General features: G+C 70.0%; 20 protein-coding genes and 1 riboswitch. Of the genes, 13 read left to right on the top strand and 7 right to left on the bottom strand.

Features of this window, described 5'->3' with window-relative positions:
* Positions 1-19: 19 nt before the first annotated feature.
* The 4 genes from ACFVH2_RS10280 to ACFVH2_RS10265 all read left to right on the top strand — a co-directional run bounded on the left by ACFVH2_RS10280 (position 20) and on the right by ACFVH2_RS10265 (position 2,945).
* On the top strand, positions 20-967 hold the full coding sequence (locus tag ACFVH2_RS10280; RefSeq protein ID WP_378422113.1) for an ABC transporter ATP-binding protein: 948 nt from the start codon (positions 20-22) through the stop codon (positions 965-967).
* Positions 967-1,761 (top strand): ABC transporter permease, encoded by a 795-nt coding sequence (locus tag ACFVH2_RS10275; protein WP_378422111.1) that lies wholly within the window; start codon positions 967-969, stop codon positions 1,759-1,761. The genes ACFVH2_RS10280 and ACFVH2_RS10275 overlap by 1 nt, the downstream gene beginning before the upstream one ends.
* A gap of 102 nt (positions 1,762-1,863) precedes the next feature.
* A complete protein-coding gene (locus tag ACFVH2_RS10270) occupies positions 1,864-2,712 on the top strand; it encodes an adenylate/guanylate cyclase domain-containing protein (RefSeq protein ID WP_378422109.1) in 849 nt (282 codons plus the stop codon).
* A 53-nt stretch (positions 2,713-2,765) separates the two neighbouring features.
* Entirely contained in the window at positions 2,766-2,945 is a 180-nt protein-coding gene (locus ACFVH2_RS10265; protein WP_378422107.1) for a hypothetical protein, read from the top strand.
* Positions 2,946-2,997: 52 nt separating this feature from the next.
* On the opposite strand, the gene thiD is transcribed toward ACFVH2_RS10265, so the two are convergent.
* Positions 2,998-3,837, bottom strand: coding sequence for a bifunctional hydroxymethylpyrimidine kinase/phosphomethylpyrimidine kinase (thiD, locus tag ACFVH2_RS10260; RefSeq protein WP_378422106.1), 840 nt, complete (start codon positions 3,835-3,837; stop codon positions 2,998-3,000).
* On the bottom strand, positions 3,834-5,510 hold the full coding sequence (gene thiC, locus ACFVH2_RS10255; RefSeq protein ID WP_378422104.1) for a phosphomethylpyrimidine synthase ThiC: 1,677 nt from the start codon (positions 5,508-5,510) through the stop codon (positions 3,834-3,836). The genes thiD and thiC overlap by 4 nt, the downstream gene beginning before the upstream one ends.
* Positions 5,502-5,626, bottom strand: a riboswitch (TPP riboswitch). (Overlaps the previous gene by 9 nt.)
* A 157-nt stretch (positions 5,627-5,783) precedes the next feature.
* Here thiC and ACFVH2_RS10250 point away from each other — a divergent pair.
* The 3 genes from ACFVH2_RS10250 (at position 5,784) to ACFVH2_RS10240 (ending at position 7,465) form a co-directional block, all read left to right on the top strand.
* Positions 5,784-6,128, top strand: a complete 345-nt coding sequence (locus ACFVH2_RS10250; protein ID WP_378422102.1) for a GNAT family N-acetyltransferase — start codon at positions 5,784-5,786, stop codon at positions 6,126-6,128.
* Positions 6,129-6,291: 163 nt separating this feature from the next.
* A complete protein-coding gene (locus ACFVH2_RS10245) occupies positions 6,292-6,657 on the top strand; it encodes a GNAT family N-acetyltransferase (protein WP_378422100.1) in 366 nt (121 codons plus the stop codon).
* Between the two features lie 106 nt (positions 6,658-6,763).
* The gene (locus tag ACFVH2_RS10240; RefSeq protein WP_378422098.1) at positions 6,764-7,465 is read left to right on the top strand and encodes a hypothetical protein; all 702 of its coding nucleotides are present in this window, start codon (positions 6,764-6,766) and stop codon (positions 7,463-7,465) included.
* On the opposite strand, the gene ACFVH2_RS10235 is transcribed toward ACFVH2_RS10240, so the two are convergent.
* The 3 genes from ACFVH2_RS10235 to ACFVH2_RS10225 are packed head-to-tail and all read right to left on the bottom strand — an operon-like array spanning position 7,462 to position 9,842.
* Complete coding sequence (locus tag ACFVH2_RS10235; RefSeq protein WP_378422096.1) at positions 7,462-8,277, bottom strand: exodeoxyribonuclease III; 816 nt, start codon at positions 8,275-8,277, stop codon at positions 7,462-7,464. The genes ACFVH2_RS10240 and ACFVH2_RS10235 overlap by 4 nt on opposite strands.
* Positions 8,278-8,308: 31 nt before the next feature.
* The gene (locus tag ACFVH2_RS10230) at positions 8,309-9,259 is read right to left on the bottom strand and encodes a GNAT family N-acetyltransferase (RefSeq protein ID WP_378422094.1); all 951 of its coding nucleotides are present in this window, start codon (positions 9,257-9,259) and stop codon (positions 8,309-8,311) included.
* On the bottom strand, positions 9,252-9,842 hold the full coding sequence (locus ACFVH2_RS10225; protein ID WP_378422093.1) for a peptide deformylase: 591 nt from the start codon (positions 9,840-9,842) through the stop codon (positions 9,252-9,254). Before ACFVH2_RS10225 ends, ACFVH2_RS10230 begins: the two co-directional genes overlap by 8 nt.
* A gap of 221 nt (positions 9,843-10,063) precedes the next feature.
* Here ACFVH2_RS10225 and ACFVH2_RS10220 point away from each other — a divergent pair, with 221 nt between their 5' ends.
* The 6 genes from ACFVH2_RS10220 to ACFVH2_RS10195 all read left to right on the top strand — a co-directional run bounded on the left by ACFVH2_RS10220 (position 10,064) and on the right by ACFVH2_RS10195 (position 15,093).
* The gene (locus ACFVH2_RS10220; protein WP_378422091.1) at positions 10,064-10,390 is read left to right on the top strand and encodes a DUF3263 domain-containing protein; all 327 of its coding nucleotides are present in this window, start codon (positions 10,064-10,066) and stop codon (positions 10,388-10,390) included.
* Between the two features lie 38 nt (positions 10,391-10,428).
* Positions 10,429-10,986: a LytR C-terminal domain-containing protein gene (locus tag ACFVH2_RS10215; protein WP_378422089.1), complete on the top strand. Its 558-nt coding sequence runs from the start codon at positions 10,429-10,431 to the stop codon at positions 10,984-10,986.
* Between the two features lie 119 nt (positions 10,987-11,105).
* A complete protein-coding gene (locus tag ACFVH2_RS10210) occupies positions 11,106-11,816 on the top strand; it encodes a superoxide dismutase family protein (protein ID WP_378422087.1) in 711 nt (236 codons plus the stop codon).
* Between the two features lie 119 nt (positions 11,817-11,935).
* Entirely contained in the window at positions 11,936-13,060 is a 1,125-nt protein-coding gene (locus tag ACFVH2_RS10205) for a glutamate--cysteine ligase (RefSeq protein ID WP_378422085.1), read from the top strand.
* A 32-nt stretch (positions 13,061-13,092) separates the two neighbouring features.
* Positions 13,093-14,436, top strand: a complete 1,344-nt coding sequence (locus tag ACFVH2_RS10200; protein WP_378422084.1) for a DUF5933 domain-containing protein — start codon at positions 13,093-13,095, stop codon at positions 14,434-14,436.
* A 9-nt stretch (positions 14,437-14,445) separates the two neighbouring features.
* On the top strand, positions 14,446-15,093 hold the full coding sequence (locus ACFVH2_RS10195; RefSeq protein WP_378422082.1) for a TetR/AcrR family transcriptional regulator: 648 nt from the start codon (positions 14,446-14,448) through the stop codon (positions 15,091-15,093).
* Positions 15,094-15,096: 3 nt separating this feature from the next.
* Here the strand turns inward: ACFVH2_RS10195 and ACFVH2_RS10190 are convergent, their stop codons facing one another.
* Positions 15,097-16,026 carry an alpha/beta hydrolase gene (locus tag ACFVH2_RS10190; RefSeq protein WP_378422080.1) on the bottom strand — a complete coding sequence of 310 codons (930 nt, stop codon included), beginning with the start codon at positions 16,024-16,026 and terminating at the stop codon, positions 15,097-15,099.
* A 28-nt stretch (positions 16,027-16,054) separates the two neighbouring features.
* Positions 16,055-16,990 carry an SDR family NAD(P)-dependent oxidoreductase gene (locus ACFVH2_RS10185; RefSeq protein ID WP_378422078.1) on the bottom strand — a complete coding sequence of 312 codons (936 nt, stop codon included), beginning with the start codon at positions 16,988-16,990 and terminating at the stop codon, positions 16,055-16,057.
* Between the last annotated feature and the right edge of the window lie 40 nt (positions 16,991-17,030).

Here is a 17,030-nt window from a genome sequence, read left to right as displayed (position 1 = left end):
CTGGTGAATCCTTGACCTCATGATTGAAGTGAGGGGATTGACCAAGATATACGGGCCCACGAAGGCGGTAGACGACCTGACCTTCACGGTGCGACCCGGCATCGTCACCGGATTCCTGGGGCCGAACGGCGCGGGCAAGTCCACGACCATGCGGATGATCCTCGGCCTCGACCGCCCGACATCGGGCACCGCGCTGATCGACGGCAAACCGTACGGCGAACTCAAGCAACCGTTGCGGACGGTCGGCGCGCTGCTCGACGCGAAGTGGGTGCACCCCAACCGGTCCGCCAAGGCGCACCTGCACTGGATGGCCGCCTCCAACGGCCTGCCGTCGTCGCGGGTCGACGAGGTGTTGCGACTGGTCGGTCTCACCGAGGTGGCGGGCAAGAAGGCGGGCGGATTCTCTCTCGGCATGTCGCAGCGACTTGGGCTCGCGGGCGCGTTGCTGGGCGACCCCAAGGTGCTGCTGTTCGACGAGCCGGTCAACGGTCTCGATCCGGAGGGCATCGTCTGGATCCGAAAGTTCATGCAGCGCTTGGCCGCCGAGGGACGAACCGTTCTGGTGTCCAGTCACCTGCTCTCCGAGATGGCGTTGACCGCCGAGCATCTGGTGGTGATCGGCCGCGGTCGGCTGATCTCGGACACCTCGGTACAGGAGTTCGTCGACCGGTCCTCCGAGTCGAGCGTGCGGGTGCGCAGCCCGCAGCTCGACGCCCTGCGCAGCCTGCTCACCTCGCAGGGGCTGACGGTCCGCGAGGACGGTCGGGATCCGCTCGACGGGCAGGCGCTGGTGGTGCTGGACGCCACCACGGACGCGATCGGCCACCTCGCCGGCAGTAACGGAATCATCCTGCACGAGTTGTCTTCTCAGCGCGGATCGCTCGAGGAAGCGTTCATGAAGCTGACCGGCGACGACGTGCAGTACCACGCCGCGGGCGTCGAAGAAGTGATGGGAGGGGCGCTCTGATGGGTGTCATGGCAGCGGAACGAATCAAGCTCACCTCGACCCGGTCGCCCTGGTGGTGCACGGTCGCGATCGTGGTCCTCGGCCTGGGGCTGGCCGCGGTGGTCGGCCTGAGCTCGAAGGCGAGCCTCAATTCGTTCAACAATCAACTCGCGCAGGGGGAGAAGCCGGACTTCGAGCCGCTCCTGCCGACCCTGTCCGACGCCGTCGGCGGCGTCACGGGCTTCGGCGTGCTGGTGCTGATGATCCTGGCCGCGCTCGCCGTGACCAGTGAGTACCGCTTCGGCATCATCCGCACCACGTTCCAGGCCGTGCCCAAGCGCGATTCGGTACTGGTGGCAAAGGCGGGACTGATCGGCGTCTTCGGTGCGGTGCTGACCTTCGCGCTGACCTTCGGGGCCTTCGCGATCGCCAAGGCCACCGCGGGTGCCGAGGCCGGCGCGCGACTCGTGCTCACCGGCGGCGAGGCGTGGCGGGCGGTGTACGGCGTGCCGATCTACGCCTTCCTGTGCGTGATGCTCGCGGTCGCCGTCGGCACCCTGCTCCGGCAGTCCGCCGGTGCGATCACCCTGCTGCTGCTGTGGCCGCTGCTGATCGAGAACCTCTTCAGCCTGTTCGGACGGTTCGGCGAGAACGTCAAGCCGTTCCTCCCGTTCGCCAACGCGAACCACTTCCTGGGCGCCGACCAGGGCATCGACTGGCACTGGGGACCCTGGGGCTCGCTGGTGTACTTCGCGGTGGTCGTGCTGGCGATCTTCGGTGCCTCGCTGGTGCTGGTGAACCGCCGCGACGCGTGAGGCAGCTGCGCGGCCCGGGCGCGATTTGTACCCTCATCGGGGTACGGATCGCGCACGGGCGCGTAGCGCTTTTTCATGTGACGTCCGGTTACACTTTTGTCTGTGAGTGAGGAGCGCTCGGTGCGGGATGAGGCGGTCGACGAACCCGCGCGCCGCAGTACGCCGGCGGCGGCCGTCGGCTGGATCCGTTCCGCGAACAGCTCGCCCCAGCTCGTCGACGCCGTCCGCAAGCTTCGCCGTGCGCTCCCCGGCGACCCCTCCTTCGGTGACCCGCTGTCGACCGCGGGACCGGGCGGCGTGCGGGCCATGGCCAGAGCCGCCGACCGCCTGCTCGACGACGGTCCCGGTGCCTCCCGCGAGGTCAGCCTCGGTGCCCTGCAGGTCTGGCAGGCGCTGCTCGAGCGCACCGGCCGCGGCCGCGGCACCCGCGAGGTCACTCTCGTCTTCACCGACCTGGTCGGGTTCTCCGACTGGGCACTCGTCGCGGGCGACCAGGCCACGCTCGACCTGTTGCGGGACGTCGCGCGCGCCATCGAACCGCCCGTCGCGGGCCTCGGCGGGCACGTCGTCAAGCGGATGGGCGACGGCATGATGGCCGTGTTCGCCAGGCCCGACCGCGCGATCGAGGCGGCCTTCGCCGCGCGTGCCGCTCTCGCGGAGGTGCAGCAGGGCGGCTACCGGCCGCGCATGCGGGTGGGCATCCACACCGGCGTACCCCGACAGATCGGCGCGGACTGGCTCGGGGTGGACGTGAACGTCGCCGCCCGGGTGATGCAGGCCGGTAGCGACGGCAACGTGATGGCCTCCTCGGCCACCCTGGACGGGCTCGAGCCCGGGCTCCTCGACGACCTCGGCCTTCGTGCCAAGCCGTACCGCCGCGGGCTGTTCGCGGCGCCGCTGCGCGGTGTTCCCGACGACCTGAGACTGTTCACCCTCACGCGCGCCGACTGAACGGGGTGCGTCGAACCATGACGCCGGGGCGCGAAGGCGCGCACACTGAGGGAATGGTTGACAGGGAGCAGCGAACACCCCTGTACGGGGTCGTGATGATTCTCGTGGCGCTCGGCGCGGCGCTGGCGGTCAGCTACTACGGACCGGTCTGGTTTCGCGTCGTGGTCTACCTGGTTGCGGTGGTGCTCGTCCTGGTCGGGGGCGTCATGACCTTCCGCGACTACTCGCGCTGACGCCGGCGCTGTGCGCGTCCTCGCCGTGGGCGAGGACGCGCACAGTCGCGTGTCAGTGCAGGCGCCAGAGCGGGGACACCGGGCCGTGCCCGGCGCCGAGGTCGTAGGAGGCCGCCAGGCAGCGGGTGACCCACTCCTTGCCGAACTCCACCGCGGCCGGCATCGAGTACCCGTGCGCGAGCGCGCAGGCGATCGCGGCGGCCAGGGTGTCGCCGCCGCCGTGGTCGTTGCCGGTGTCGATCCGCGGGCTGGTGAACTCGTGGAATCGGTCCCCGTCGAACAGCAGGTCGGTGGACTCGGTCGACGTGCGCAGGTGCCCGCCCTTGACCAGTGCCCACTGTGCGCCGAGCGCGTGCAGGGCCTCCGCGGCCCGGCGGGCGGACGCGTCGTCGACCACTTCGATGCCGGTGATGAGCCGGACCTCGTCGAGGTTCGGTGTGACCAGCGAGGCGATCGGGATCAGCGTGTTGCGGACCGCGTCGAGTGCCTCCGCGTGCAGCAGCGGGTCGCCGTGCATGGACGCGCAGACGGGGTCCACGACCAGCGGCACGGCCTGCCCCTTGCCGATCCCGACCTCGCCGCACACCCGTGCGACGGACTCGATGATCGCCGTCGAGGCCAGCATCCCGGTCTTCGCGGCGCTCACCCCGATGTCGCCGACCACCGACCGCACCTGGTCGGCCACGATCTCGGGCGGGATCTCGTGAAACCCGCTGACCCCCACCGAGTTCTGCACGGTCACCGCCGCGACCGCGACGCACGCGTGGACGCCGCACATCGCCATCGTGCGCGAGTCGGCCTGGATGCCGGCGCCGCCGCCGGAGTCGGTTCCGGCGATGGTGAGGACGCGGATCGGCGTCTGGCCGTCGGGGGTGAGGGGCAGGAACTTCACGAGGTGGACACTACCGGGAGGTAGACCTGGCTTCCCGTGCCCGCGAACTCCGCCGACTTCTCCGCCATTCCGGCCTCGATCGCCGCCGCATCGGTCAGTCCGTTGCGCTCGGCGTACTCACGCACGTCCGCCGAGATCCGCATGGAGCAGAACTTCGGTCCGCACATCGAGCAGAAGTGCGCGGTCTTCGCCGGCTCGGCCGGCATGGTCTCGTCGTGGTACTCGCGGGCGGTGTCCGGGTCCAACGAGAGCGCGAACTGGTCGCGCCAGCGGAACTCGAAGCGCGCCTTGGACAGCGCGTCGTCGCGTTCCTGCGCCCGGGGGTGCTGCTTCGCGAGATCCGCCGAGTGCGCGGCGATCTTGTAGGTGATGACACCGACCTTCACGTCGTCGCGGTTGGGCAGTCCCAGGTGCTCCTTCGGCGTCACGTAACAGAGCATCGCGGTGCCCGCCTGCGCGATGATGGACGCACCGATCGCCGAGGTGATGTGGTCGTACGCGGGCGCGATGTCGGTGGCGAGCGGTCCGAGGGTGTAGAACGGCGCCTCCTCGCAGAGCTCTTCCTCGAGTCGCACGTTCTCCACGATCTTGTGCATGGGCACATGGCCGGGTCCCTCGATCATCACCTGCACGCCATGCGATTTCGCGATCTTCGTCAGCTCGCCCAGGGTGCGCAGCTCGGCGAACTGAGCCTCGTCGTTCGCGTCGGCGATCGATCCCGGACGCAGTCCGTCGCCGAGCGAGAACGTCACGTCGTAGCGCGCGAGGATCTCGCACAACTCCTCGAAGTGCGTGTACAGGAACGACTCCCGATGGTGGGCCAGGCACCAGGCGGCCATGATCGAGCCGCCCCGCGAGACGATCCCGGTGACCCGCTTGGCGGTCAGCGGGACGTACCGCAGCAGGACACCCGCGTGCACGGTCATGTAGTCGACGCCCTGCTCGCACTGCTCGATCACGGTGTCGCGGTAGATCTCCCAGGTCAGCGCGGTCGGGTCGCCGTTCACCTTCTCCAGTGCCTGGTAGATCGGCACCGTGCCGACCGGCACCGGGGAGTTGCGCAGGATCCACTCGCGGGTCTGGTGGATGTCCTTGCCGGTGGACAGGTCCATGATGTTGTCCGCACCCCAGCGCGTGGCCCAGACCATCTTCTCCACCTCCTCGGCGATGGAGGAGGTCACCGCGGAGTTGCCGATGTTCGCGTTGATCTTCACCAGGAACCGCTTGCCGATGACCATCGGCTCCGACTCGGGGTGCTTGTGGTTCGCCGGGATCACCGCTCGTCCCGCGGCAACCTCCTCGCGCACGACCTCCGGTGCAACACCCTCGCGGACGGCGCAAAAACGCATCTCGGGCGTGACGATCCCGGCCCGCGCCCAGGCCAACTGGGTGCGGACGGGGGTGGACTTCCCGTCGCCACGCTCGCCCCCGATGTCGACGGCGTCGGGCTTGGTCCAGCCGTCGCGGGTCTTCGGCAGGCCCGCCTCGAGATCGATGTGGGCTCCGGCGTCGGTGTACGGGCCGGAGGTGTCGTACAGGTCCAGATGCTCGCCGTTGCTCAACTGGACGCGCCGGACGGGCACTCGCAGCCCGTCGACGTCGAGATACCGCTTGCTGCTGCCCTCGATGGGGCCGGTGGTGACGGTGCTGGTGGTGACAGAGGTGTCCCTCATGCGTGCTCTCCCTACGCCGGCATTACCCGGTCAGGTTCGACGGTCGACGGCCCTGATCGCTCCGAAGAGCTAGCCGTCCTCTCAGCCCGCTGGTGCGAGCCCCCGTGGGTTGTGTAGTTGTCGGCGCCGACCCTAGACCGGGCCCCGTGCACTGCGCCAGTCCGAGTCCACGAGCTGGACGGGATTCGAGTGATCCCCCTCACAATGTCCGCCGGCTGACCTATAGTGGTGTGGATCACATTTTGGTTACGGGCGGGGTAGGGAGACGGGTTCATGATTGCGGATTCACCGACCGCGGAGGTGTCGAACAATGCTGGTCAGAGCCGGTTCGAGCTCCGGCTGAACGGCGATCTCGTCGGCATTCTCGGTTACTACGAGTTGGACACGAACGCGGGGGCCGGTGTTCGTGTCGGTCGGCGGTCGGGGCCGCCCGTCGTCTCGTTCATGCACACGGTGATCGTCGAGGACTTCGGCCATCGCGGGCTGGCCGCGGTCATGGTGCAGCGCGCACTCGATGCGGCCCGCGAATACGGCTGGAAGGTGCGCCCGGTGTGTACCTATCTGCAGCGGTTCATCGCCGACAATCCCCAGTATCAGGACATGCTCGCTCCGCTCTGACCGCCGGTTCCGGGCCTGCATTGTGCCGATTCGGCCACGATTCGAAGAAGTCTGGGCGACAAACAGGCAAGGGGTTCGCTGTGCGGCGGCGGGATCTTGCCGGGGCTGCTTGCATTGCGATGTGGATCACATCTTCAAGCGACATCACGTCCAGGTAGCGGCGGTGAGCACGCCCGTCGTTGCGGCAGCGGACCCGGCGCTCGCGCGCGTCGAGGACAATCCGTCGCACTCACGCTTCGACCTGTGGGTCGGCGACGAGCTGGTGGGAATCCTCGGCTACCGAAGCGGACGCGACGATCCCGATGCGCCGCCCTCGGGTGACCCGCAGGGCGGCGATCCCGAGGTGATCGCCTTGATGCACACCGTGGTCAAGGAGGACTTCGGCGGGCGCGGGTGGGCGGCGATCCTGGTTCGCGAGGTGCTCGAGGAGTCGCGGGTGCGGGGCTGGCGACTGCGGCCGGTGTGCACCTACGTCCAGCGGTACCTCGGCACGCACACGGAGTTCCTGGGGTTGGTCGACGCCGACTGACGGCCCTCCCTGAAATTCGAGAGCACTGCTCTTGCGATGCCTGGCATGGGGGTGAATACTGCTCTGAACAGAGAGCGCTGCTCTCGTTCGAGGTGGGGAGCGAACCATGATCGACACAACCGTCCGACCGCAGACCCGACGTGGGGTTGCGACCGCCGCGGCCGCGCTGTTCGGCGCCTCCGGGTTGCTGTTCCTGCTCTACCCCGCCGTCCGGCCCTACTCGGACTACCTGAACGAGACCACTCTCGACGGCGCCCACGCCTACGCGTCGGGCGGCTGGATCGCCGCACACGTATTCGGCATGCTCGGGTTCGTGCTGCTCGGGTTGGCGATGCAGGCGCTGCGGGAGGTCCTCCGTGACACGCCCGCCGATCGGATCGGCGTCGCCGCCACCGTCGTGACCTGGGTCGGCGTCGGCCTGACCCTCCCGTACTACGGCGCCGAGGACTTCGCCCTGCACGCGGTCGGTGTCCGTGCGCTCGGCGACGGCTCGCCGGACCTGCTCGACCTGGTCGTGCAGGTGCGGGGCGGCGGTACGCAGATGACGATGTTCGCCTTCGGTCTGGTGTTGGTCGCCGCCGGCACGGTCACCGCGGCGGTCGCGATCTGGCGGTCGGGAGTGCTCGCCCGGTGGAGCGGGATCCCGCTCGCCGTCGGCTTCGCGCTGTTCGTCCCGCAGTTCTTCGGACCGCCGTGGATGCGGGTCGCGCACGGCGCCGTGCTTGCCGCCGGTGCGTTGTTGCTCGCTGCGGAACTGCTGCGGCTTCGCCGCGGCGTCGCCGACGCCTGGCCGGGCGGCCCGCGCTAGGCGAGCTCGACCACCACCGGCGCGTGGTCGCTGGCGCCCTTGCCCTTTCGCTCCTCGCGGTCGATCGACGCATCGGTCACCCGGGCGGCGAGTGCGGGCGAGGCGAGTTGGAAGTCGATCCGCATGCCCTGTCGCTTCGGGAAGCGCAACTGTGTGTAGTCCCAGTAGGTGTAGACGCCCGGGCCGGGCGTGAACGGCCGGACCACGTCGGAGAAACCCGCATCGACGAAGGCCTGGAATGCGTCCCGCTCCGGCTGCGAGGTGTGGGTCTTGCCCTCGAACAGGGCCGGATCCCACACGTCCTCGTCGGTCGGTGCGACGTTCCAGTCGCCGACCAGGGCGACCTGGGCGTTCGGGTCGTCCGCGAGCCACTTGACGGCGTCGTCACGCAGGGTGGCGAGCCAGTCCAGCTTGTACTCGTAGTGCGGGTCGGACAGCTCGCGACCGTTGGGGACGTACAGGCTCCACACCCGCACCCCGCCGCAGGTCGCGCCGATCGCCCGGGCCTCGACCACCGGGGTGGCGATGTCCAGGCTGTCGGCGGCGGCCTTCGCGAATCCGGGCTGTCCCTCGAACCCGACCTGCACGTCGTCGAGCCCCACCCGCGAGATGATCGCCACCCCGTTCCACTGGCTCAGCCCCACGTGCGCGACCTCGTAGCCGAGGTCGGTGAACCGGTCGGTGGGGAACTGGTCGTCGCGGCACTTGGTCTCCTGGATCGCCAGCACGTCCGTCTCCGTCCGCGCCAGCCAGTCCACGATCCGGTCCGTCCGGGCCCGCACCGAGTTCACATTCCACGTCGCCAGTCGCATGCCAGGCAGCGTAGTGCGCGGCGAACCCGGTTCAATCGGGGGCGGTCGCGTATCGGTAGCGGTGGTGATCGATGAGCCCGAGGGTGCGGTAGAGCGCGATGGCAGCGTCGTTGTCCGCCTCGACCTGGATGTACGCGTGAGTCGCGCCGTTGTCGCGTCCCCAGCGGATCATCTCCGCGCACATCAGCAACCCGAGTCCGCGTCGCCGATGTTCGGCGGCGACCTCGACCGCGGCCAGGCCCACCCAGTGCCGCCCGTCCGGCGCCTCGGTGACCGCCGCCCGCGCGATCGCGAGCAGTTCGGTGTCCGGGCTGCCGAGCGCGCCGAAACCGACCTTGCCGTCACGGACCGCGCCGAGCACCGCCGGCGCGCATGCGGGCAGCGACTCGCCGCGGTAGTGGTAGAGCGGCAGCCAGCGCTCGTCCGGCGCGTCCGCCACGGTCACCAGCGAATCACCCTCGGGCAGGATCAGATTCGCGATGTCGGCGGCCATCACCTGGACCTCGTCGGAGACCTCCCAGCCGTCCGGTGCGGTGCCGAGACGGTCGGGCAGCAGCAGCTGCAAACGCTGGCCTCGGTCGGCGTACCAGGCGCGCAGCCGTTCGAGGGTGTCACCGGTGTAGAGATCCCCGATCCGGTCCGCCTTGCCCAACGGGGTCGCGGCGTTCGCGCGTCGGGTGAAGCCGTCGCCGAAGCGGGCCAGCCACCCGTTCACCCACGTCTGCTCGGTGCCGGGCCAGCCGTCGGCCGCGGCCAACTCCAGGGCTCGGATCTCCCTCGTCAACACCGGGCGGGCGCCGAGTGCCTTGAGCGCGACCACCTGGTCGGGGGAGACCTGCACCACCCGGCCGTCCGGAGCGCGGACCACCACCGCGGGAGTCAGCGAGACCAACTCACCGATGATGTCCGTCAGCGGCTGCGGATAGCCGGGCGGAAGCTTGTAGCGCAGGACGACCCTGCCGCCGAGTGCGGCGTCAGTCATCGTGGCCGAACGGATCCTCGACCGTGCCGGGGACCCAGCTCTGCCCGGGCACGCCCCAGCCGGCCCGCTTGATCGTCTTCTTCGCTGCGCGTGCGTTGCGGCCGATCAGCATGTCCGTGTAGACGAATCCGTCCAGGTGGCCGACCTCGTGCTGCAGCATCCGGGCGAAGAATCCGGTGCCCTGGATGTCGACGGGATCGCCGTTGGCGTCGACGCCGGTGACCCTGGCCCAGTCCGCGCGACCGGTCGGGAACTGCTCACCCGGCACGGACAGGCAGCCCTCCTCGTCGTCGTCCGGGTCGGGCATCGTCTCGGGAAGCTCGGAGGTCTCGAGCACCGGGTTGACGACCTCGCCGCGGCGCCGCTCGCCGTCGCCTTCGCCGTCGTAGTCGGGGCAGTCGTAGACGAACAGCCGCAGTGCGACGCCCACTTGGTTGGCGGCCAGACCGACGCCGTTCGCGGCGTCCATCGTGTCGTACATGTCGGCGATGAGCTCGGCCACCTCGGACACGGGTTGCGTCACCGGCTTCGTCGGCTCGTGGAGCACCGGGTCGCCAATGATCCGGATGGGAAGAATAGCCATGGTGAGAAGGATAGTGGGGGTCCCGCGTGCCATCCGGACGGTGGGGCGCGCGAGCGACGCGCCGCCACGTCGAACCCGGGCCCGACGTGGCGATCGTGGTTGAATCAGTAGCCGAAGATCAACTGTGTAATTTCGTTGCTCGGTCATGTGAAGCCGACCGGGTTTCCGGGGAACTTTAGGTTTCGCTGAAATTGGGCGAGAGCTCGAAGTTGAGGAGTGAGATGGACGGCGCAGCAGCGCGTAGCCGGAATTCCGAGCACACCGACCCGCAGGTCACCGACGAGGTAGGCGCGGACGGACTCACCCGCCGCGACCACGACATCCTGTCCTTCGAGCGCCAGTGGTGGAAGTACGCGGGTGCGAAGGAAGAGGCCATCAAGGAACTCTTCGACATGTCCGCGACCCGTTACTACCAGGTCCTGAACGCGCTGGTCGACCGGCCGGAAGCCCTCGCCGTCGACCCGATGCTGGTGAAGCGACTGCGTCGGTTGCGGGCCAGCAGGCAGAAGGCACGCGCGGCCCGTCGGCTCGGATTCGACATCACCTAGGTGCCGGCGACGATGCCTCGGCCTCTAAGGTCGGTACCGTGAGTACCCCGCAGCCTGCACCGTCAGGACCGCCGCTTCGCGCGCTCGCGATGGTCCTCATCGCCCTCGCCATCGCCTTCGCGGGCATCGGTGCGATGGCCCTCTCCGACTCGGGCTCGGACACCAAGCCGACCGAGGTGGTGCCCAGCGTGGCCCCGGTCCCCGCGAGCCCGAAGAGTCCCGGTGCTTCGGCGCGTCCGACCACCCCGCCGATCACGTCCGCGGCCTCCGCGCCGACGACGACCAGCGCGGTCGCCTCGGCGGCGACCGTCGACAAGTCCACCGTGCCCGTGCGGGTGTTCAACAACAGCACCGTCAGCGGTCTGGCCGCGCAGACCGCGAGCACGCTCGAGGCGGACGGCTGGCGCGTGTCCGAGACGGGCAACTACAGCACCGGGAACGTCGCCAAGACGACGGTGTTCTACTCGCCCTCCTCCGCCACCGAGAAGCAGGCGGCACTCGAGATCGCCTCGGCCCTGGGTGTCACGGCGGAACCGCGCTTCGCGGGGATCCAGTCGGCCTCGCCGGGTGTGATCGTTATCGTCACCTCGCCCTAGGCGAGTCCAGGATCGAGCGGCGCGTGGTCAACTATCGGGTGTCGTAGACCACCGGTCGGCCGGATCGCCCGGCTGGCTATGATCAGAGCACTTTCAGCCCATCTCGAAGGAGCGGTTTGATGGCCTTGCTTACCCGACGCGACGCGAACACTGCCGGCCGTGTGTCCTGGCGCGTCGTCGCCCCGATGGTCGCGGTCGCGGCCGTTGGCCTCACCGCGTGCTCGAACAGCCAGGAGCCGAGCTCGGTCCCCGGCACCACGCCTGCCGTGTGGTCGGGCCAGCCCGCCCCGATCGGTGCCCCCGGTTCCGGTGGCGGCGTCGGTGAGGGTGCCTCCCGCGCGGATCGGATCACGGCGCCGCTCAAGGACGCGCACGGTGAGGCGGCGGGCACCGTCAGCTTCGTGCAGTCCGGTGATCACCTGGTGGTCACCGTCACCGCGCACGGCCTCACCCCCGGCTTCCACGGTCTGCACATCCACTCGGTGGGCAAGTGCGAGACCAACTCGGTGGCCCCCACCGGCGGCGCCCCCGGCGACTTCCTCTCCGCGGGTGGGCATTTCCAGGCCTCGGGCCACACCGGCCACCCGTCCAGCGGCGATCTCACCTCGCTGCAGGTGCGTCAGGACGGCAGCGCGGACCTGATGACCACCACCGACTCGATCACCATCGAGGACCTGCAGAACCACGGTGCGGGCACCGCGATCGTCGTGCACGCCGGTGCCGACGACTTCGGCAACATCCCGGCCCGGTATGCCCCCGGCGGACCGGACGAGGAGACGATGAAGACCGGTGACTCCGGCGCCCGCGTCGCCTGCGCAGTCCTGAAGTAGTCCCGGCGCGGCTCGTTCTGCCGCGTTGTCGTGCCCCGACGCCGTGACCGTCGAGATGCTGGCCACTTGCCAGTTCCCGGTCGCGGCGTCGGTGCGTTTGCTGTGGTTGGATCAGCGCTGTGGCAGTCCACTTCGCCGGTTCGCCCCGGCCCACGATCGGCGTCGAGTGGGAGATCGCACTGGTCGACCCGGCCACGCGCGACCTCTCCAATTCCGCCGCCCGGGTGCTGGCCGCCGCCGACTCGCTCGCCGGGTCGACGCCGCCGCGACTGCACAAGGAATTCCTGCGTAACACCGTCGAACTCGTCACCGGGATCTGTACGACCACCGCCGAGGCGATGGACGACCTGGACGAGACCATGCGGTTGCTGCGCCGCGCGGCCGCCCGCGAGGGTGTCGAGCTGATGTGTGCGGGCACCCACCCGTTCGCGCAGTGGTCCGCGCAGCAGGTCACCCCCAACCCGCACTACGACGAGATGATCGAGCGCACCCAGTGGTGGGGCCGGCAGATGCTGATCTGGGGCGTGCACGTGCACGTCGGGGTGTCCTCGGTGGACCGCGTCTTCCCGATCATCAACGCCCTGCTGGTGAAGTACCCGCACCTGCTCGCGCTGTCGGCGTCCTCGCCGATGTGGGCGGGCGTGGACACCGGGTATGCCAGCAACCGGGCGCTGATGTTCCAGCAGCTGCCCACCGCGGGCCTGCCGTTCCAGTTCGAAACCTGGTCGCAGTTCGAGGGATTCGTGCACGACCAGATGAAGACCGGGGTCATCGAGCGACTCGGGGCGCTGCACTGGGACATTCGCCCGGCGCCGCAGTGGGGCACCATCGAGGTCCGCGTCTGCGACGGCGCCTCGACCGCGGCCGAGCTCAGCGCGCTGGTGGCGCTGACGCACTGCCTGGTGGTGCATTTCGACCGACAGCTCGACGCCGGGGTGGAACTGCCGGGGATGCCGCCGTGGCACGTCCAGGAGAACAAGTGGCGGGCCGCGCGCTACGGGCTGGACGCCGAGATCATCCTCGACGCCGACAGCAACGAGCGGCTGGTCACCGACGACCTGTACGACCTGCTCGAGCAGCTCACGCCGATCGCCCGCGAGCTCGGCTGCGCGGACGAACTGGCCCGCGTGGCCGACATTCCGCGACGCGGGGCCTCGTACCAGCGTCAGCGCGCGGTCGCCGCGGCCGCGGACGGCGACCTGACCGCCGTCGTGGATGCCCTGGTGCGTGAGCTCGACAGTTAAGTCCCTGTTCACGCACCGTTTACTATGTACGGGTGCTGATCGACGACTCGCCCGCCGCTGCGCCGTGGCGACCGTCGCGGGGCGCCCGTCCGACCCTGGTCACCATCGCCGTGGCCGTCTTCGTCGCCGTGCTGATCGCGCTGCAGGTGGTGGCCTCGCGCAACGGTTTCGAGGGTCCGCTGCAGTCGCTGAGCAGGGATTACGTCGGCACCCCGAAGTCGATGTCCGTGCCCTGGGCCGGGTTGGCGCTCGCCCTGGTCGGGCTGACCAACCGGCAGCGGGTGGTCGCCCTCGCCGCGGCGATCGGGCTGGACCTGGTGTTCCTGCTCGGGAGGCTGGCGGTCGACGGTCCGGTCGCGATCGGCAACGGTCCGACCCTCGTGCTCACCGGGATCGGTGTGGTCGCTGCGGTGCGGTGGTCGGGGGACCAGCGGGCGAGTGCGCTGCGCGGGGTCGCGCTCGGCGCCCTGCTGATCGTCGCGACGAAGGTCGGCGACGTGTGGCTGCAGATCACCGTGATGACCCGGCCGGTCGTGCTCGACCAGTACGTCGAACTGGCCGACCGGGCACTGGGCAGTCCGTCGTGGGTCATGGGCCGGGTGGTCGACGCGCTCGGCGGCGCCGGCTACGGGGTGCTGCACTGGGTGTACATCGAGCTGCCGGTCGCCGCGATCGTGGTGGCGCTCTACCAGCTCCGGAACGGCTGGCCGTCGCACTACCTGGTGCGGACCTTCCTCGCGATCGGGCTGATCGGGCCGATCTTCTACCTGCTGTTCCCCGTGGTCGGGCCCGACTTCGCGTACGGCACCGCGGGGGCCGGATCGCAGCTCGCGAACCTGTGGCCGAACGTGGTGCCGACGGGAACCGACCCGTCGGGGTTCGCGTTCGACACCCCCGCGCCGCGCAACTGCATGCCGTCCCTGCACACCGCCTGGGCGCTGTCGATCTTCGTCCACTCCCGCCGCGGGCCGCGGTGGCTGCGCTGGGGCGGCACCTTCTGGCTGGTGTGCACGCTGATGGCCACGCTCGGCTTCGGCTACCACTACGGCGTCGACCTCGTCGCCGGCGCCGTGCTGTGCCTGACCCTGGAGTCGGCGCTGCGGGACCCCGAGCGTGGCTGGGGCCGGTTCCGGGTGCGGCTGGTGGTCGGCGGCACGGTCGTGTTCGCGGCGCTGCTGGCGAGTTACCGGTACCTGGCGGTCCCGATCGCCGAGTACCCGATGGTCTCCGCGCCGTTGATCCTCGGGTCGCTCGCGGTGGTGGCCGTCGCGTTCTACGCCAGCTTCTTCGCCGCGCCGGAGTCGGGGCTGGGCCGGTGGGGTGGGCAGCGCGGCGACGAGGACGACATCGTCCCCGTCGGGGCGTCGCAAATATAGACTCCGGGTATGGATACCGGACCGGAGGCCGCGCTGTCGCTGCGTGAGCGGCAGAAGCAACAGACCCGGTCACACCTCCTGGAGACCTCCGCCCGGCTGATCGGCGAGCGCGGGTACCAGGCGAGCACCATCGAGGACATCGCCAGGGCGGCGGGCATGAGCCGGGCCACGGTGTACTCGTACTTCCCCAGCAAGGAGGCGATCGTCCGGGGGCTCGTGGTGGAGCTGTGGGACGGCGCCGAGGCGCTGTACGTCGCCTTCGGTCGCCTCACCGAGTGGTCGCGGCCGACGGTGCGCGACTGGGTCCAGATGGTGGTCGAGACCTGGGAGCGCAGCGGGGACCGCCTCCGGGTCGGTGCGGCGCGCCTGGTCGACTACGACGACTTCTACCTCGACTACCACCGACGATTCGTCCGCGCGCTGACCGCCGACGAGAAGCTGTGGGGCCGGTTCCCGGCCGAGGAGGCGGAGCGGCGGGCGCTGTGGCTGATCAGCGGGCTGGAACTGTTCCTCAACACCTGGCTGGTGCGCGGGTGGGCGCACGACCGCGAGGCGGCAATCGACACGCTGACCGACGTGTGGCGGGCGACGCTGAACGCCGAGGAGCCCGCCGCGGACGGTCGCGCCCGCCGCGGCGGGGGCGCGACCACCCGCTGACCCTCAGGCCAGTGCGAACTTCGCCCGGGCGATGCCGCCGATCTCGGCCAGCGCCAGCCGGGCCCGGGCGTGCGCGTCGGCGTGCATCAGAAAGCCGTGCGCCACACCGGGATACCGCAACAGTGCGGTCTGCACCCCGGCGTCGCGGAGCCGCCGACCGTAGTCCTCGGCCCCGTCCCTGGCCACGTCGTGGGACGCGGTGACCACGATCGCGGGCGGCAGGCCGGACAGGTCCTCGGCGAGGCTGGGCACCGCGTACGGGCTGTCGCGACTCGGGTCGTCCCCGAGGTACATGTTCATCGACCACGGGATGTCGCCGGCGGTCACGATCGGGCCGTCGGCGAACTCGAGCACCGACGGCCACTCGAGGCTCCGATCGATCCCGGCATAGATCAGCAGCTGGAACACCGGGGACTGTGCCTGCTCGTCGCGGGCGCGCAGCGCGACCCCGGCCGCCAGGGTCGCGCCGGCGCTGTCCCCGGCCACCGCGACCAGGTTCGGCTCGGTGCCCAGCTCCGCCGCGTTCTCGAGCACCCATCGGGTCGCCGCATACGCCTCGTCGGAGGCGACCGGGTAGGGGAACTCGGGGGCGAGCCGGTAGTCGACGCTGATCACCATCGCGCCGGTCGCGGCGGCGAGGTGGCGGGCCATCGAGTCGAAGGACTCGACGCTGCCGATGACCAGGGCGCCGCCGTGGAAGTAGACCATCGCCGGCAGGGTCGCGGCGTCGTTCGGTCGATAGACCCGGACCGACAGTGGGCCGTGCGGCCCCGGCAGGGTGCGGTCCTCGACGGCGTGCATCTCGGGTGCGGGCGTGCGCGGCATCGACTCCATCATCGAGCGCGAGGCCTGCACCCCCAACTCGTACATCGGACGCCAATACTGTTGCCGGGCAGACAGGTACGAGGCGACGTCGGGGTCGAGTTCGGTCATGATGGCTCCGATCGTGGGGTGGGTGGACTCAGTCGCCGACCTTGGCGGCGACTGTGGTCGGGATGCCGATCGCGGACCACTGGGCGTACGCGTCGGGGCCCAGCCGGCGGGCGAAGCCGTCGAGTTGGGCCCACATGGTCGGCGCGATGGTCAGGTCCACGGGTGCCATCACCCGGTCGATGAGCGCGGGCCAGCTCTCGGGCTCGGTGTCGGGTGCGATCGCGCCGTGGGTCTCCGCCTGGACCACGCGGGAGACCAGTCCGCCGCCGACGGTGAACGCCTCGCCGCTCAGTTCGGTGTCGCGGTGCAGCAGGTACACGGCGAACGCGCCGACCGCCTCGGGTGGGAAGCGGTCCTGCATGAACTCCGCGAACCCGTCGGCCTGGATGCCGGCGGTCGACCGGGTCCACGCCGCGGGGAGCACCGCGTTGGCGCGCACCCCGGCCGCGGCGCCGAGGATCGCCTGCGTGCGGTTGAGGGCCAGGACGGCGCCCTTCGCCGCGCCGTAGCCGGGCATCGCGGGCGAACCCCAGATGGCGTTGGAGGCGACGTTGAGGATCCGCCCGGCACCGGTCGCCGACAGGTGCGGCCAGGCGGCCTCGCTGATCCGGTGCGCCCCGTGCAGGTGGACGTCGACCTGGGTGTCGAAGTCGCCGCCCGCGCCGGCGTTGTTCACCACGATGTCCAGGCGGCCGAAGGCCTCGACGGCCGCGCCCACGATCCGCTCGGAGTCGTGGACCACGTCGCCGGTGACCCCGATCGCGGTGCCGCCGGACTCGGAGATCAGGCGTACGGCGTTCTCGGTGCCGGGCGTGTTGGAGTTCCCGGCCCAGTCGCGGCCGAGGTCGTTGACCACGACCGCGCATCCGCGCTCGGCGAGCATTCGGGCGTAGGTCAGACCGAGGCCGAAGTCCGAGACGCCGGTGACGAGCGCTACCTGACCGTCAAATCGCAAGGGGCTCATGGTTGTCGGACGCTAGCCGATCGAGCGGGTGTTGGGTAGA

Source organism: Rhodococcus sp. NPDC127527 (assembly GCF_042672245.1).
In the GTDB taxonomy this organism is placed as follows: Bacteria; Actinomycetota; Actinomycetes; order Mycobacteriales; family Mycobacteriaceae; genus Rhodococcus_G.
Note: the sequence above shows the minus strand (reverse complement) of the source record. Positions and strands in the feature narration are given on the sequence as shown.